Annotated in this window: 19 protein-coding genes; 16 read left to right on the top strand and 3 right to left on the bottom strand. The window is 45.4% G+C overall.

Translation table 11 applies throughout. The annotated features are described in order from the left end of the window. Window positions 1-145 precede the first annotated feature (145 nt). From DYU05_RS16275 to fabG, 10 genes are all read left to right on the top strand, one after another. On the top strand, window positions 146-517 hold the full coding sequence (locus DYU05_RS16275) for a methionine-R-sulfoxide reductase (protein WP_117384200.1): 372 nt from the start codon (window positions 146-148) through the stop codon (window positions 515-517). 655 nt (window positions 518-1172) lie between these two features. Beyond that, window positions 1173-2144, top strand: coding sequence for a ribonucleoside-diphosphate reductase small subunit (locus tag DYU05_RS16270; RefSeq protein WP_117384199.1), 972 nt, complete (start codon window positions 1173-1175; stop codon window positions 2142-2144). A 100-nt stretch (window positions 2145-2244) separates the two neighbouring features. Then, a complete protein-coding gene (locus DYU05_RS16265; RefSeq protein ID WP_117384198.1) occupies window positions 2245-4620 on the top strand; it encodes a ribonucleoside-diphosphate reductase subunit alpha in 2376 nt (791 codons plus the stop codon). A gap of 162 nt (window positions 4621-4782) precedes the next feature. Then, window positions 4783-4953 (top strand): twin-arginine translocase TatA/TatE family subunit, encoded by a 171-nt coding sequence (gene tatA / locus DYU05_RS16260; protein WP_117384197.1) that lies wholly within the window; start codon window positions 4783-4785, stop codon window positions 4951-4953. 168 nt (window positions 4954-5121) lie between these two features. Further along, window positions 5122-5319 (top strand): cysteine-rich CWC family protein, encoded by a 198-nt coding sequence (locus tag DYU05_RS16255; RefSeq protein WP_117384196.1) that lies wholly within the window; start codon window positions 5122-5124, stop codon window positions 5317-5319. 40 nt (window positions 5320-5359) lie between these two features. Beyond that, window positions 5360-5572, top strand: coding sequence for a hypothetical protein (locus DYU05_RS16250; RefSeq protein WP_117384195.1), 213 nt, complete (start codon window positions 5360-5362; stop codon window positions 5570-5572). Next, entirely contained in the window at window positions 5562-5903 is a 342-nt protein-coding gene (locus DYU05_RS16245; RefSeq protein ID WP_117384194.1) for a type II toxin-antitoxin system RelE/ParE family toxin, read from the top strand. The genes DYU05_RS16250 and DYU05_RS16245 overlap by 11 nt, the downstream gene beginning before the upstream one ends. Before the next feature lie 18 nt (window positions 5904-5921). Continuing rightward, a complete protein-coding gene (locus tag DYU05_RS16240; protein WP_117384193.1) occupies window positions 5922-6305 on the top strand; it encodes a hypothetical protein in 384 nt (127 codons plus the stop codon). 95 nt (window positions 6306-6400) lie between these two features. Beyond that, window positions 6401-7186, top strand: coding sequence for a hypothetical protein (locus tag DYU05_RS16235; protein WP_117384192.1), 786 nt, complete (start codon window positions 6401-6403; stop codon window positions 7184-7186). Window positions 7187-7275: 89 nt separating this feature from the next. After that, on the top strand, window positions 7276-8019 hold the full coding sequence (gene fabG, locus DYU05_RS16230; RefSeq protein WP_117384191.1) for a 3-oxoacyl-[acyl-carrier-protein] reductase: 744 nt from the start codon (window positions 7276-7278) through the stop codon (window positions 8017-8019). 97 nt (window positions 8020-8116) lie between these two features. On the opposite strand, the gene DYU05_RS21175 is transcribed toward fabG, so the two are convergent. Next, the gene (locus DYU05_RS21175; protein ID WP_165852095.1) at window positions 8117-8266 is read right to left on the bottom strand and encodes a hypothetical protein; all 150 of its coding nucleotides are present in this window, start codon (window positions 8264-8266) and stop codon (window positions 8117-8119) included. A 124-nt stretch (window positions 8267-8390) separates the two neighbouring features. Here DYU05_RS21175 and DYU05_RS16225 point away from each other — a divergent pair, with 124 nt between their 5' ends. From DYU05_RS16225 to DYU05_RS16195, 6 genes are all read left to right on the top strand, one after another. Next, entirely contained in the window at window positions 8391-8630 is a 240-nt protein-coding gene (locus DYU05_RS16225; RefSeq protein ID WP_205771911.1) for a DUF3253 domain-containing protein, read from the top strand. A 307-nt stretch (window positions 8631-8937) separates the two neighbouring features. Next, on the top strand, window positions 8938-11046 hold the full coding sequence (locus DYU05_RS16215) for a glycosyltransferase family 87 protein (RefSeq protein ID WP_117384189.1): 2109 nt from the start codon (window positions 8938-8940) through the stop codon (window positions 11044-11046). 38 nt (window positions 11047-11084) lie between these two features. Then, window positions 11085-11927: an endonuclease/exonuclease/phosphatase family protein gene (locus DYU05_RS16210; RefSeq protein ID WP_117384188.1), complete on the top strand. Its 843-nt coding sequence runs from the start codon at window positions 11085-11087 to the stop codon at window positions 11925-11927. Window positions 11928-12003: 76 nt separating this feature from the next. Further along, a complete protein-coding gene (gene ligA, locus DYU05_RS16205; RefSeq protein ID WP_117384187.1) occupies window positions 12004-14019 on the top strand; it encodes an NAD-dependent DNA ligase LigA in 2016 nt (671 codons plus the stop codon). Between the two features lie 9 nt (window positions 14020-14028). After that, complete coding sequence (locus tag DYU05_RS16200; RefSeq protein ID WP_117384186.1) at window positions 14029-15003, top strand: Gfo/Idh/MocA family protein; 975 nt, start codon at window positions 14029-14031, stop codon at window positions 15001-15003. Between the two features lie 34 nt (window positions 15004-15037). Then, window positions 15038-15547 carry a hypothetical protein gene (locus DYU05_RS16195; RefSeq protein WP_117384185.1) on the top strand — a complete coding sequence of 170 codons (510 nt, stop codon included), beginning with the start codon at window positions 15038-15040 and terminating at the stop codon, window positions 15545-15547. Between the two features lie 52 nt (window positions 15548-15599). Here the strand turns inward: DYU05_RS16195 and DYU05_RS21170 are convergent, their stop codons facing one another. Together DYU05_RS21170 and DYU05_RS21470 are read right to left on the bottom strand one after the other, a co-directional pair. Beyond that, window positions 15600-15776, bottom strand: coding sequence for a DUF6496 domain-containing protein (locus DYU05_RS21170; RefSeq protein ID WP_165852094.1), 177 nt, complete (start codon window positions 15774-15776; stop codon window positions 15600-15602). 46 nt (window positions 15777-15822) lie between these two features. Further along, a complete protein-coding gene (locus DYU05_RS21470) occupies window positions 15823-16467 on the bottom strand; it encodes a CatB-related O-acetyltransferase (protein WP_117384184.1) in 645 nt (214 codons plus the stop codon). Window positions 16468-16515 lie beyond the last annotated feature (48 nt).

Below are 16515 nucleotides of genomic sequence, written 5' to 3'. Positions count from 1 at the left end.
AAACATCCCTGTACAAACAAAAAAACCGTGCAATTTGTCGTATATTTATGTGAAAAGGATAGTTAATCAGGTCGCAGTTTAAAGACAAAAGGCCAAGTTGGCAATCGATAGAATCATCAACATCATCTAATCAAAAAAATAAACAATGAACTATAATCAGTTAACTCCCGACGAAGAAAGGGTGATACTATACAAAGGTACCGAGCGGCCATTCACCGGCGAACTGTTAAACAATAAAGCGCAGGGTTTATATGTATGCAAGCGCTGTGATGCTCCGCTATACCGCAGCGAAGATAAGTTTGAATCGTTTTGCGGCTGGCCGAGTTTTGACGATGAGATAGAAGGCGCAGTACGTTGGGAAACTGATGCAGACGGCCGCCGTACCGAGATACTTTGTGCCAATTGCGGTGCGCACCTGGGCCATGTTTTCCAGGGCGAGTACATGACACCCAAGAACACCCGCCATTGTGTAAACTCCATTTCGATGAAGTTTGTGCCGGTTGCGGACGCCCAATAATTATTGGTGATAAATAGAAATTCCGGTCTTGAAAAAAGATCGGAATTTTTGTTTTCCACAATCTTTCTGCACACCGTTTAAAGCTCCGAAAACCCATTTAAAATCGGGTCTGTTTTTGGCCCAAAACCAGTGTTTACAAGCCGTTCTACAGGTGGTTTTTGTCTGTGAAAAGTAAAGTAAACATCACCTGTATATTAGGTAAATGTTACCCCGCCTCGTTTGTGTTAACACAACTCTATTAATAGTTAAATAGCTGGTGTTCATGCCATTGAAACAGCAACACCTTCAACGCTAACTTCCAAATTTATTTTGGTTTGTTTATAACTTACAGGTGATGTTAAAAACTTCAACTAACGTCCTATAAACTCATGCCCTATCTTTGAAGCATAAGTTCTTTCAACGCTATCCGTTTGGCGGCTCTATCTTCGTCAAACAACAAGGAAAACACCATGCTGAGCATGGGCTGTGTGTATTAAAATAAAGTTTAATAGCAGGGGATTAGTGAGGATGCTTTTTGGGGCGGGTAATAACGGCTTCGGCCATTTAAAAAACTCGTGAGGCACACTCGTCTGCAAACTTGTGGTACACCAGACAGCTATAAGCGAAGAGAGAACGGGATAATAAAGCATAAACGACAATAAAATTAAAGAGGACGATGCAAGAGGAAACTGAATTACTGCTTAAAGAGAACAAAGACCGCTTTGTTATCCTGCCTATTAAATATCCCGCTATTTGGGAGATGTACAAAAAAGCGGAAGCCAGCTTCTGGACCGCAGAAGAAATAGACCTGTCTGACGACATTAAGCATTGGGAAAGCCTTAACGCTGGTGAAAAGCATTTTATCTCGCACATCCTGGCGTTTTTTGCCGCGAGTGATGGTATTGTGAATGAGAACCTGGCGATAAACTTCATGAGCGAGGTGCAACTGCCGGAAGCGCGTTGTTTTTACGGTTTCCAAATCATGATGGAGAACATCCACTCGGAAACCTACGCGCTGTTAATTGATACTTACATTAAAGATCCGGCTGAAAAAGACCGCTTGTTCCATGCTATAGATACCGTACCTTGTGTAGGTAAAAAAGCGGAGTGGGCACTGCGCTGGATAAATAACGGCACTTTTGCTGAGCGTTTAGTGGCATTTGCCGCGGTAGAAGGTATCTTCTTCTCAGGTAGTTTCTGCTCAATATTCTGGCTTAAAAAACGCGGCTTGATGCCGGGCCTTACCTTCAGTAACGAGCTGATCTCCCGCGACGAAGGCTCACACTGCGAATTTGCCTGCCTGCTATACAAAATGCTGGATAACAAACTAAGCAAAGAAGCGGCTACCAAAATTATAACCGATGCGGTAGAAATAGAAAAAGAATTTGTTAGCGACGCCCTGCCGGTTAGTTTAATAGGCATGAATGCTAAGCTGATGAGCCAATATATTGAGTTTGTTGCAGACAGGTGGCTGGGCGAACTGGGCTATGATAAAGTATATAACGCTACAAATCCGTTCGACTTTATGGAGATGATAAGCCTGCAGGGTAAAACCAACTTCTTTGAAAAACGCGTTGGCGATTACCAGAAAAGTGGTGTAATGAATTCACCTGAAACTAAAGCCTTCTCGCTTGACGAGGATTTCTAAACCGATCAAAAGCACCCTAACTATATAACCCTAATTAATTTAATACTGTTGGTTAAAGCTTCCCCACACTTTACACTAACTACTTAACTACCAACAAAAAATGTACGTAATAAAAAGAGACGGCAGAAAAGAAACGGTAAAATTCGACAAGATCACCGCGCGAATTGAAAAACTGTGTTATGGCTTTAACCTGGTGGACCCTATTGATGTGGCCAAAAAGGTTATTGAGGGTTTATTTGATGGTGTAACCACATCAGAGCTGGATAACCTTGCGGCAGAAACAGCGGCATCGTTAACTACCAAGCACCCTGACTATGCTTTGCTGGCATCGCGTATAGCGGTGAGCAACCTGCATAAGAACACCACAAAGTCGTTCTCAGAAACAATGAAACGTATGTACGAATACGTTGACAAAAAAACAGGCAAGAATGCAGCGTTATTAGCTGATGATGTTTACGAGATCATCCGCGAGAATGCAGATATACTGGATAGCAGCATTATTTACGACCGTGATTTTGGTTTCGATTACTTCGGTTTTAAAACCCTCGAAAAATCATACCTGCTAAAGATAGACGGTAAAATTGCTGAGCGCCCTCAGCACCTGTTCATGCGTGTATCGGTTGGTATCCACAAGCATGATATAGAAAGCGCTATTAAAACCTACAACCTGATGAGCGAGCGCTGGTTTACACACGCTACCCCTACGCTGTTCAACGCAGGTACACCAAAACCACAAATGTCATCCTGCTTCCTTTTAACCATGAAGGACGACAGCATTGAAGGCATCTACGATACACTTAAGCAAACTGCCAAGATCTCTCAAAGCGCCGGCGGTATCGGCCTCAGCATCCACAATGTGCGTGCAACAGGTTCATACATCAGCGGTACAAACGGCACCAGCAACGGTATTATCCCAATGCTGAAGGTGTTTAACGACACTGCCCGTTATGTAGACCAGGGCGGCGGCAAACGTAAAGGCGCTTTTGCTATTTACCTGGAGCCATGGCATGCAGATATTTTTGAGTTCCTTGATCTGCGCAAGAACCACGGTAAAGAAGAAATGCGCGCGCGCGATTTGTTCTATGCACTTTGGGTAAGCGACCTGTTCATGAAACGTGTTGAAGCTAATGAGGACTGGAGCTTGTTCTGCCCGCATGAAGCACCCGGACTGGCCGATTGCCACAGCGACGAATTTGAAGCTTTATACACCAAATACGAGCGTGAAGGCCGTGCTCGTAAAACCATTAAGGCACAGGAACTTTGGTTTGCAGTACTGGATAGCCAGGTAGAAACCGGTACACCATACCTGTTGTACAAGGACGCTGCCAACGCTAAGTCTAACCAGCAGAACCTGGGTACTATAAAAAGCTCAAACCTTTGCACCGAGATCATTGAGTACACTTCAGATAAAGAAGTTGCGGTTTGTAATCTGGCATCGCTTGCCTTGCCACGCTACGTGATCAACGGCGAGTTTGACCACCAGAAATTGTACGAAGTAACCTACCAGGCTACCCTGAACCTGAACAAGATCATCGATCATAACTATTACCCGGTAGAAGAGGCACGTTACAGCAACCTGCGCCACCGCCCAATAGGCTTAGGTGTACAAGGCTTGGCCGACGCGTTCATCCTGCTGCGTATGCCATTTGAGAGCGAAGAAGCTAAACAGCTGAACAAAGACATCTTCGAGACCATTTACTTTGCTGCCATGACAGCTTCTAAAGATCTGGCTATAAAAGATGGCGCTTACGAAACCTTTAAAGGATCACCACTATCAAAAGGACAGTTCCAGTTCGATCTGTGGAACGTTAAGCCGGAAAGCGGCCGTTGGGATTGGGAAAACCTGCGCCTTGATGTAATGAACCATGGTGTGCGCAACTCCCTGCTGGTAGCGCCTATGCCTACTGCATCAACCTCGCAGATATTGGGTAACAACGAATGCTTTGAACCATATACCTCAAACATATACACCCGCCGTGTATTGAGCGGAGAGTTTGTGATTGTGAACAAGCACCTGCTGCGCGACCTGGTTAACCGCAACCTGTGGACACCTGCCATGAAAGACAGGATCATTTCTGCTAACGGTTCAATCCAGGACATTGCCGAGATTCCTGCCGACATCAAAGAACTGTACAAAACTGTTTGGGAGATCAAGATGCGTAACATTATTGATATGGCTGCAGACAGGGGCGCGTACATTTGCCAGTCGCAATCACTTAACCTGTTCATCAACTCGCCAAACGCAAGCAAGCTTACCTCAATGCACTTCTACGCATGGAAGAAAGGCCTTAAAACAGGCATGTATTACCTGCGTACACAAGCAGCATCGCAAGCGGTTAAGTTTACTGTTGAGAATCAGGGTGGTAAAAACATGGAAGCCGTTATCCCGGAAGTTGTTGCCGATAACAGCACCGAGGACGTACCTGCCGGCCCAACCTGCTCAATGGAAGAAGGTTGCGTAACCTGCTCGGCATAAGTTTTTAGGTTAATAAACCGCCAGCCCATGAACGATAACTAAAAGGTTACAGTTCATGGGCTTTTATATTGCATAAAATACCTACCTTTAATAAAAGATGATTTTGTAAGACCAAAGCATCTTTTATTACGTATATACATTAAACAATTAAATACCAATATTATGGGCTTAGGAGCACCGGAGATCATACTGATCATACTAGCGATAGTACTACTATTTGGCGGGAAAAAGATCCCGGAACTGATGAAAGGCCTTGGTAAAGGCATGAAAGAATTTAAAGATTCGCAAAACGGCGAGCCGGAAAAACCGGTTGCTGCGAAAACTGAAGTATAACTTACCACAAGACAATAAAAGGCCGGAGAACTACAAGTTCCCCGGCCTTTTACGTTTGTATGATAACGCTTGCCGTTTTGTTTAAGACCTTTGTACTTGTCAGAGTTGGCTGGTAGCTGATCCGTAATCCGGGCTTACTGACTTTTCCGACTTGCGGACTACTAACAAATGATAAAACACGAGATCATACGCTGCGACCGCTGTAATGACAGTTTTGAATGTAAGGCCAACTCTTACACCAAATGCCAGTGCAGCAAAGTGCAGTTAACCATTAACCAAGTGCAGTACGTAAGCGAACTGTACGAAGGCTGCCTGTGTGCAAAATGCCTGTTGGAGCTGCAGAAGGAGTATCAGGAGAGCTTGTGAATATCACATGATAATTTGTTATATTTGAAATATGACCACGATGACAATAAAAGTTCCCGGGAAAGTGAAGGCTAAGCTGTCTGCTTTAGTGGAAGAGCTTGGAGGCGAAGTATTGTCGGTTACAACTGATAAAAGAACGTCAAAAAAAGCCAAATTGCTGGCTGAAATTAAGGCTGGTTTAAGTGATGTTAAAGATATCCGCTCGGGAAAGGCAACTGCATTTAACATGTCCGATCTTCTGAATGGAGAATAAAATCCATTTAACACCTTTCTTTCTGAGAAAAGCAAAACGACTTCTTAAAAAGTACGTTACCTTACGACAAAGTTTACAGCAACTAGAACAAAGCTTAATTGCAAATCCTTATCTGGGCGATAGCTACGGCTCCGGCATCTATAAAGTTCGGCTTGCTGATGTTTCTAAAGGTAAGGTCAAAAGCGGCGGCTTCAGGGTGATTACTTACGTGATAGAAGAAACACCTACAAGTGTTGACATCTATCTGGTTACTATTTTCGACAAATCCGAAGAGGCATCTATAAGCAAGCAAGACATCAAAGAAATCATTGATTTATCAGGGTTATCTTAATATAAATGTTTACCACCAATGCGTGAAGAATTTCAGTTAGCTGCGGATACAACAGCAATAAAGCTGCTATATAGCAATGAAACCTCAGTATTAATCTTCCTTCAAACCCTCTTTAACCAGGAAGCTAGCGCTAATTACTCCACCCTCACCCGTGCACTGGAAGCTTACCATAACAAAGACGGCGGCTCTCCTGTAGTAACCCAGCTGGAGTTGATAGACGCAAAGTTCGATCCTCTAAAGAAGTTCGGCTCTTTTCGCGCGCGGTTTAGCCTGCATTTTCACTACACCTGTTCAGATGTGCATAACGATGCCAAGGACACCATTAGCTGGGATTTTAAGGTAGACGAGCAGACAGGCACTATACACTTCACCGGCGAAGAGCCCTGGGTAAGGGATGTTTAATTCTGTCGGTCTAAGCATGGCGAAGATCTATACGTCCTGGTACTGTCGACTAAGAACATCTTACTTAAGACTAAAACACAAAATTTTATCGGATAATGAAATTATATTATCTTAGTAACGTTAAACTATTCCTTATCAACCCAATGCACCCTAATTCTCCCAAAAGGCTGGCATTCGCCACCATATTTACGCTGTTTATTTTAGTTGTTTTTACCTGGTCGCCCGCCAACGCGCAGCGCCGCCATACACCCGGTGTAGGTGCCGATGGTGATATGCTGGGCGGCAGCAACCACAACAGCGGCGGTGTAGAACGAAGCGATGGCTGGGGAATATCACTCAATGCAGGTTACGAAACCCCCCGGGGCGATGTTGGGGATTTTTACAAGGCAGCCCCAACTTTTGGTGCTACAGTTACCCGCCGCATGGGCAATGTGGTTTACTCCGGAACCATAGATTACCGGTCTTATAAACCAAAACAAGCCGAGTTTACAGAATCTGAAGAAGGCTTTGAAGATGTAGTAACTAAATACAGCAATTACCAGGGCACAGGCTTTTATTTAGGCATTGCCTATGAAGTGCCGCTAACCGGCCTTGTTGATGTGTATGCAGGTGTAAACGGCGGGTTCGTAATTACAAAATTTGATCTGTCCGCATCAGATGGTTCGGGCAGTTACGTATCAGTTTCCGGGAATACCAGTGTGAGTTATTTTGGCCCGAAACTGGGTTTTAATTGCGCGGTGGGCAGCAACATGAGCATTGGTGCCGAAGGCCGTTACGGATTGGGGATAACCGGTGCAAGCTATAACTCGCGTGAAGGCGGGTCTACCGTGCAGGGTTTTAGTGCTATATCAGGCAACTTGTTCCTTACTTTTCATTTTTAACGGCAAGGGCACAGCGTAGTATACAGAGTTTTTCCGTCTTTCCCACTTAATCGTTACCTTCACGGCGTCCAAAAAACATAGCTTAGATTATGAAATTATTAGAAGGAAAAACAGCGCTGATTACCGGCGCATCTAAAGGAATAGGCCGCAAAATAGCGGAGAAATTCGCCGAGCATGGCGCAAACGTAGCGTTTACTTACCTGTCTTCGGTAGAAAAAGGGCAGGCGCTGGAGCAGGAGTTGCAGGCACATGGTACCACAATTAAAGGCTACCGCAGCGACGCTTCTAAATTTGACGAAGCCGAAAAATTGATAAACGACATCGTAGCCGATTTTGGCAAGCTGGACATTGTAGTTAACAATGCCGGCATAACTAAAGACGGACTGCTGATGCGCATGACGGAAGACCAATGGGATGAAGTATTGGACGTAAACCTGAAATCGATATTCAACGTAACCAAGGCAGCTTCCAAGATCATGATGAAAGCACGCCAGGGTGTGTTCATCAACATGAGTTCGGTTGTGGGTGTGCAGGGTAATGCAGGCCAGGCCAACTATGCGGCGTCAAAAGCAGGTATCATCGGGTTCTCTAAATCAGTAGCAAAAGAGTTAGGCTCACGTAACATCCGCACCAACGTGGTTGCACCTGGGTTTATCCGTACAGAGATGACCGAAGTACTGGATCCTAAAGTAGTAGAAGGATGGGCAGCAGCTATCCCGCTGAAACGTGCCGGCGAAACTGAAGATGTAGCAAATGCCTGCGTTTTCCTGGCATCAGACATGGCAGCTTACATCACCGGACAGGTAATTCCTGTAGACGGCGGAATGTTGTAATTTAAGCTGAAAGCATAAAGCTGAAAGCCAAGAGTTCTGAGAAGGGCTTTTGGCTTTTTTGTTTTTGGCGAAGACCTGTAGCGACTAACAGAACAAATTATATGTTATGCGGCCTTGGCAGGTTGCGGTTAGCAGGGCATTGCAGCAGTAGAAACTTTAAAGCAAGCTGGCACCGCCGCGAGTTTTCTTTTTGGTACTTTTTCTTTTGCGGAAAAAGAAAAAGTACATCACTGGCGTTCATCATCATTGGAAGGTATTGTTATACACTGAAAAGAATAACTTGGAGCATGTGCACTCATTATAGCATTAGGCTGGGGTACTGAAACAAGACCAGTACGATGGCGGTTGTTCATGGTAGTAAACAAGTTTAATTGAACATCTCTCAAACTATCCTCACCAAAGCCACTGAACGTGGCCCGAACAAAAGCACCTGCCCGTCAGAGATAGCTCGGCAAATGTTCCCTGCTGACTGGAGAAATCACATGCAGGAAGTAAGGGACGCTGCCATTGAACTGCAAAAGGAGGGCAAAGTGATTATCACCCAAAAGGGGGAGCCGGTAGATGTAGATCATATAAAAGGGCCGGTTCGCATCAGCATTGTTAAGCTATAAATGTGATACCGTCTGGTACAGTACGGCTTGGTCATTGCTAAAAGTGTTTCGCTGCAGGTGTTTCGCATGGATGCTTCAAAATAGCATATTCTTTTCCATGTAGCTAATTTTCAGTAGTTTGCCTGTTGTCGCTAAAGTATGGCGACTGTTTCGGGTTGTTATACAACATATTGTTAAACAAGCATATAGATATTTTAGCTGTTTCGTGTGTTTCGGTTTTGCAAAGCGAAACACTTGTACACCCTGTGGCAGAAAATTATGTTCGTGCGCTCACAATAAATTCGCAAATTGCGGGTAAGGTTTAATAATGGGCTTTACGCACAATCCGGCTTACGTCTGTCAGTTGTTATTTTCTGTTACCTGGGGTGCTGCTTCGGGCTGGTGGGTACCCGCCTGCGTGTTGCTCGGCCTGGCATACGCGTGGTTAATGTACCGTCAGCCGGTAACGCTTACACGTGGCGCACGATATGCGTTGTTTGCACTAAGGACAGTAGTGGTTGCCTGCTTGGGGTTGCTGCTGGTATCGCCGCTCATCCGCTCGGTAAGTTACAAGCCACAAAAGCCGGTAATACTGGTTGTGCAGGATAGGTCAGAATCCATAAAGCTCTTTGGTAAAGCCTCATCGTTACCTGTGTCCGCATTAAGTTCCCTTAAAAAGCAACTTGGCGACGATTACGAGGTACATGAGTTTAGCTTCGACAAGAACCTGCACGATAACCTTTCCAATACCTACAACGGTAAACATACGGATATTTCCAGCGCGCTGCACCAGTTGAATGATCAGTTCGCGAACCAGAATGTGGGCGCGATGGTACTGGCTACAGATGGGCTTTATAATCTTGGGGCCGATCCGCAGTACGAAGCCCGCAACATTAAAAGCAGTATATACGCCATAGCCCTGGGCGACACCATACCCCGCCGCGACTTGCTTATTGGTAATGTTACTTACAACAAAACGGCTTTCCTCGGCAACGACTTTGAGGTGGAGATACTTGCCGAAGCCTACCAAAGTAACGGGGAACAAATGCGCTTATCAGTTGCTGAAGACGGCCGGCAGATAGCATCACAAACTATTGCCGTAACGTCTGCTGCATTTAGGAAGATCATTCCAATAAAACTAAATGCCGATAAAAAAGGCATCGGAAAGTTTGCGGTAAGTATCGCACCGGTAAAGAATGAACTATCCGTACAAAACAATACGGAGACCTTTTACGTGGAGGTGCTGGATGCCCGGCAAAAAGTGTTGCTGGTGTATGAAGGCCCTCATCCAGACGTAAGCTCTATAAAACAATCCATAGAGGCAAACAAAAACTTCGAGGTAAAAGCGGTGCTTGCTGATGAACTGGGCAACGTAAATGTGGCGGACCAAAACCTGGCTATTCTTTACCAGTTATCCGCAGCGGGTTACAGTAAAGCACAAAAGCTGCTGTCTGCCAGAATGCCATTGTGGTTTATAGCAGGTGCACAGGGCGACGTTGGGGCGTTTAATAACGCGCAGAAGATCATTCGTATTAAAGTCTCCCGTGGCGACGAGCAGGAGGTGTTTGCACAGCTGGTACCTTCATTTACAGCATTTACATTATCAGATTCCAGCCAAAACAAGCTAGCCAAATTACCGCCGCTATTAACAGCATACGGAAGCTATGAAACTATAGGTAACGCAAATGTATTGCTTAAGCAAAAGATAGGCAACGTTGCTGCCGGATACCCGTTGCTGGCTTTTAGCGACGAAGGCGGTAAACGCACCGCAGCCCTGGCAGGTGAAGGCCTATGGCGCTGGCAGCTGGCAGAGTACCGCGAGTATGGTAATCACCACGCAATGGAAGAGTTATTTGGGCAGGCGGTGCAATACCTTACTGCAAATGCTAACCGGGAACGTTTCAGAGTGTACCCGGCCAAAAACGTGTTTGATGAAGGTGAGAATGTTTTGTTAAATGCTGAGCTTTATAACGATGCGCTTGAACTGGTGAACACACCTGATGTGAGTATTAATTTGAAGAGCGGCACGGGCAAGAGTTATAGCTTTTTGTTCACTCGTAGTGGCCAAAGCTATCAACTGAATGCAGGTGCCTTGCCGGTTGGCGAGTACAGCTACACGGCTACGGCTAAAAATGGAAAGCAACAGTTTATCGCGCGCGGGCAGATCAATATCAGACCACTGAACTTGGAGGCCCGGCAAAGTGCTGCTAACCACCAGCTGTTGCGCACCATATCGATGCGTTCGGGTGGGCAGATGCTTTATCCATCAGAAATAAGCAAGCTTGCTGATCTCATCCGCAAAAACGAAAACATCAAAACGGTTGTTTATGAGGACAAGCGCTACAGCGACATGATTGACCTGAAGTGGATATTTGGCCTGTTACTAATATTCCTGAGTACCGAATGGTTTGTACGGAAAAGGGAAGGCGAAGTTTAAACGCGACATGCTTCGTTTAAATAATACACTTATAACCTATGAAATTCAAAATAGCCTTTTTTGCATTGCTTATAGCTGCCGGAACCGTTTTCGGGCAATCGCGTCAACTAAATATCGGCACTTACAACCTTCGTTACTCCAACGCAGGCGACTCTACTGCCGGCAATGGTTGGGGGCAGCGTTTTCCCTGGGCAGCAAAGTTAATTCAGTTTCAGGATCTGGACGTTTTTGGTACCCAGGAGCTCAAGTATCATCAGTTAAACGAACTTACCGATAGTTTGCCGGGTTACAAATGGATAGGTGCAGGTCGTGATGATGGCAAGCACGGCGGCGAACACTCGGCCATATTTTATAAATCAGACCGATTTAAAGTTCTGAAGAGCGGCAATTTCTGGCTATCAACCACAACTGATAAACCCAACAAGGGCTGGGACGCCGCGTTACCACGAATATGTACCTGGGTGCAGTTCAAAGAAATAAAATCTGGTTTTACCTTTTACATGTTCAACCTGCATATGGATCACGTTGGCGTGGTAGCAAGAAGCGAAAGTTCTAAACTGATCCTGCAAAAGATAAAGGAAATGCCGGCCAACATGCCGGTAATACTTACCGGCGATTTCAATGTAGATCAAACATCAGACAGCTACGCGGTAATCAACAACTCCGGTGTGCTAAAGGACTCCTATGTGCTATCCCCGGTAAGGCTGGCGCCCAGCAATACTTTCAACTCCTTTGATGCAACTACAGCAGGCGATAAGCGGATTGATCACATTTTTGTGACTAAGCAGTTTAAGGTACTGCGCTATGGAATCCTGACAAATACCTACCATGGTCGCGTACCTTCAGATCATTACCCCGTAGTAGTAAGTGTAAAGTATTGATTTAGCCATTATCACTTTTGTTATTTGTAAAACACGGGTAATGTAGTATTCAGGCAAAAAAATTATCTTCGCTACCATGTCGCCTATCGAAGCCAAAGAGAAGATACAGTCGCTAACCGCCGAACTTAAACAGCACAATTATAACTACTATGTGCTGGCTATGCCTACCATCGCCGATTTTGATTTCGATCAAAAATTAAAGCAGCTAAGCGAGCTCGAGAAGCAATTTCCAGATTTCGCCGACCCCGATTCACCTACCCAAAAGGTAGGTGGCGATATTACCAAAGAGTTTGTTACGGTAAAGCACCGCTGGCCCATGCTTTCGTTAGGGAATACCTATAACGAGCAGGAGCTGATTGATTTTGATCAGCGGATCCGCAAGGCTATAGGAGACAATTTTGAATACGTATGCGAACTTAAGTTCGACGGCCTGTCAATGAGCCTCACCTATGAAAACGGTGCATTAGCTCGGGCAGTTACCCGCGGTGATGGCACCCAGGGCGACGAGGTGACCACCAATGTACGTACCATCCACAGCATTCCAAAGAAACTTGCAAAGGGCAACTACCCGGACCTTTTCGAGATCCGGGGTGAGGTTTTCATGCACCTGAAAGCGTTTGAGAGGCTGAACAAAGAGCGTGTAGACAATGGCGAGGTGCCTTATGCTAATCCGCGCAACTTTGCATCGGGCACTATGAAGTTACAGGACTCTGCTGAGGTGGCCCGCCGTCCGCTGGACTGTTTTCTATATGGCTTATACACCGAAAAATTGCTCTTTAAAACACATTGGGAAAGCCTCGAAGCAGTAAGGGAGTGGGGCTTCCATGTAGATGACCATAGCCGGTTAGTAAAAGACATTAGCGGTGTACTGGAGTTCATTAAATACTGGGACACAGAACGGCATAATCTCAGCTATGATATCGACGGCATTGTTATCAAAGTAAATAACTACTCTCAGCAGCAGGAGCTGGGCTTTACTTCTAAATCGCCTCGTTGGGCTATATCTTATAAATTCAAAGCAGAAAGAGTAGAAACAGAGCTGTTAGCTGTCACTTACCAGGTGGGGCGTACAGGTGCGGTGGTTCCTGTAGCTAACCTTAAACCGGTGCTGCTTGCAGGCACTACCGTAAAACGCGCTACACTGCATAATGCTGATGAGATAACTATACGCTTGCAGTTGCATGAGCACGACACGGTTTATGTTGAAAAGGGCGGGGAAATAATTCCCAAGATCATCAGCGTAAACCTGGATAAACGAAAGCCGGATGCAAAGCCCGTCTATTATATAACTAATTGCCCGGCATGTAATACAGAATTGCTGCGACAGGAAGGAGAAGCAGCATATTATTGTCCTAATGATGAAGGTTGCCCGCCGCAGATTGTAGGTAAAATGCAGCACTTTATTGGCCGTAAGGCGATGAATATTGATGGCCTCGGCGATGAGACCATTGACATGCTTTATACAAAAGGCTTCATCAGGCACATCAGTGATCTATATACGCTTAAAGATAAGCGTGACGGCCTTAAAGGCCTGGAGCGTTTCGGCGAAAAGTCGATAAACAACATGCTTGACGGTATCGAGCGCTCTAAACAACAACCCTTTGAAAAAGTACTGTTCGGCATGGGGATTCGCTTTGTGGGAGAAACTGTTGCCAAAAAGCTGGTAGCACATTTTAAAACAATAGATAAGTTAATGTCCGCTTCGGTTGAGGAGCTTACCGCCGCCGAAGAGATAGGCGGCCGGATTGCGGAAAGCCTATTTAATTACCTGGCGGATGAAACTCATCGTGAGGAGATAGAAAAGCTTCGGAGGGCGGGATTGCAGCTTATTGCAGAGGATAAAGAAGTAACGTTGGCAAGCGAGAAGCTTTCCGGACAGAACTTTATTATTTCCGGCACCTTTGAAAAGTACTCGCGCGACGAGCTCAAAGATATTATTGAGCAGAACGGCGGCAAGATACTCAGCAGCATTTCGGCAAAACTCAGCTTTCTGGTAGCGGGCGACAACATGGGTCCGTCTAAACTGGAAAAAGCAACAAAACTAAACATCCCGATCATCAGCGATGAAGAGTTGCTGGCCATGATCAGTTAATACAACAAAATGAGTGCAATTAAGTGGGGTATTATCGGCTGTGGCGACGTTACTGAACGTAAAAGCGGCCAGGCTTACAACAAAATAGCAGATAGCGGCCTGGTAGCTGTAATGCGCCGCGATGCCGAAAAGGCGGCTGACTACGCCCGCAGGCACAACGTGCCGAGGTGGTACAGCGATGCCGAACAGTTACTTACAGATGCTGAGGTGAACGCTGTATCTATAGCTACACCACCATCATCGCACCTGGAGTATGCGGAGCGTGCTATTGCAAAAGGGTTGAATGTCTACGTTGAAAAACCTGTTACCCGCAATGCTGCTGAGGCGGAAACGATGGCAAAGGTTGTGCATGAAAGCGGTGCAAAGCTGACTGTTGCGCATTATCGCCGTGCCCTGCCTATGTTTTTGCATGTAAAGCAATTATTGGAGAACAATATTGTGGGCAAGGTACGTACCGTGCAAATACGTATGTGGCAGAACCGCGAGCCTAAGGTACCAACATACCCGGGAACCAACTGGCGGCTTGACCCGGAGATTTCCGGCGGTGGGTACTTTCATGATCTGGCACCACACCAGCTGGACCTGATGCTGTACTTCTTTGGCGAACCTGTACACTATACGGGGTACAGCCTTAACCAGGCAAACATGAGCCCGGCGGATGATAATGTAAGCGGCACAATTGTGTTTAAAAGCGGTATTGTAGTTAACGGCAACTGGGCTTTTAACGTTGCCGAAAGTGAAATGGCAGATACCTGCGAAATTGTGGGTAATAAGGGCAAAATAACTTTCCCGTTTTTTGGTACTTGGGTAAGTGTCAAAACTGATGCGGGTGAAGAGACCATGAACTTTACGCATCCTGAACATATACAGCAGCCAATGATCGAGAAGATAATTGCGTTTTTTAAGGACGAGGGGCCAAATCCTTGTACAATTGATGAAGCTGTGGTGCTGATGAAAATTATAGATTCTTTCACCATCAAATAGCAATCAATGAGTATCTTAGCGTTAAAACCATTGCATGTATAAGGTAACCGGCTTTTTGTTTTTTCTGATGTTTGCATCGGCAAGGGCCTTTGCCCAAAGCTATGAGGTGCCCAAAAATTATGTGCTTAAAACAGATGCTGATTACGAGCGGTACGAACCCGAGGTAATTAAAACCGCAGACTGGCTGCAGCAAACGCCATGGTCGTCTTCGCCGCAGAAAATGGATGCGGCCACGCAGTTCCTACTGAAATGGGCAAAGGGCTCACCTGCTGTTACTATCAAACTTACAGAGGCTGTTATGAGCCTGTCTGACCGAAACCCGCAATTGGGTTTTATATACATGGCGCAGTTCTCTAAATACTCCTTACAGCACAAGCATGATTTTGACTTAAATGCTGCTAATGTAACTGCCCTGAAAGCACTTATTGATAAATACAATAGTGAGCCAAAAAAGCGAAAGGATGACGACGTGGAGAATTTAATTCAGCTTGAGAAAAAAGGAGAACTTAACGACTGGATAGCCGCTGCCTTTTATACAGAATAGTTTTACCGCAAACGGTTTAGGCACCATCTGCGGTAAATTGTAGTGTTCTTTATTAATCTTTCTTTTTAGGCACTTTAGCCCCTTCTTTACGGGCCTCCGACAAACCAATTGCTACTGCCTGTTTTTTGCTCGTTACCTTTTTACCGCTTCCGCTTTTCAGTTTGCCTTCTTTCATTTCGTGCATGGTTTCTTCCACTTTCTCGCTTGCTTTTTTTGAATACTTTGCCATGGTAGTATGTATTAGTTAATGTTAACCATGCAAACTGCCTGCCAGTTTAGCTTGCGGCTTTCTCCAGCGCGTCAATATCACCAGAGTTAATAAGCAGCAGGTTTGCTGTTATCTTTTCTGCACTCCAATTCCACCATGCAATTTTCTCCAGCCGGGCTATATGCTCATCATCAAAGCGTTTACGTACAACTTGCGCAGGGTTGCCGCCAACAATGGCATACGCAGGTACATCTTTGGTAACAACCGCTTTAGAGGCTATAATCGCACCATTGCCAATCTTTACACCCGGCATAATGGTAGCATTGTAACCTATCCATACATCGTTGCCAATAGTTGTGTCACCTTTAATTGGGTATTTATCAGCTATATCAACCCCTTCGCTGATTTTCTCCCAACCGTTCCTGAATATAGCGAAGGGAAAAGTTGATATCGGCGAGGTTTCATGATTGGCACCATTCATAACAAACTTCACGTCGGAGGCAATGGCGCAAAATTTTCCAATGATCAGTTTATCACCAACAAAGTCGAAATGATAGAGCACATTCTTTTCAAAGTTGGCGGGATTATCAAAATCGTCATAGTAGGTATAATCGCCCACTACAATATTGGGGCGGGTAATAAAATTCTTCAGGAACACCAGGTTCTGGTAGGGCTGTAAAGGATAACGGGTGTCAGGATTTGGTCCGGTCATATTGTAAGATGTTTTGCTGCCAAAAAGCTGCAATTTTAAGCGCGCCAG

Source organism: Mucilaginibacter terrenus, assembly GCF_003432065.1.
GTDB lineage: Bacteria > Bacteroidota > Bacteroidia > Sphingobacteriales > Sphingobacteriaceae > Mucilaginibacter > Mucilaginibacter terrenus.
This window is presented reverse-complemented; position numbering and strand designations above follow the sequence as displayed.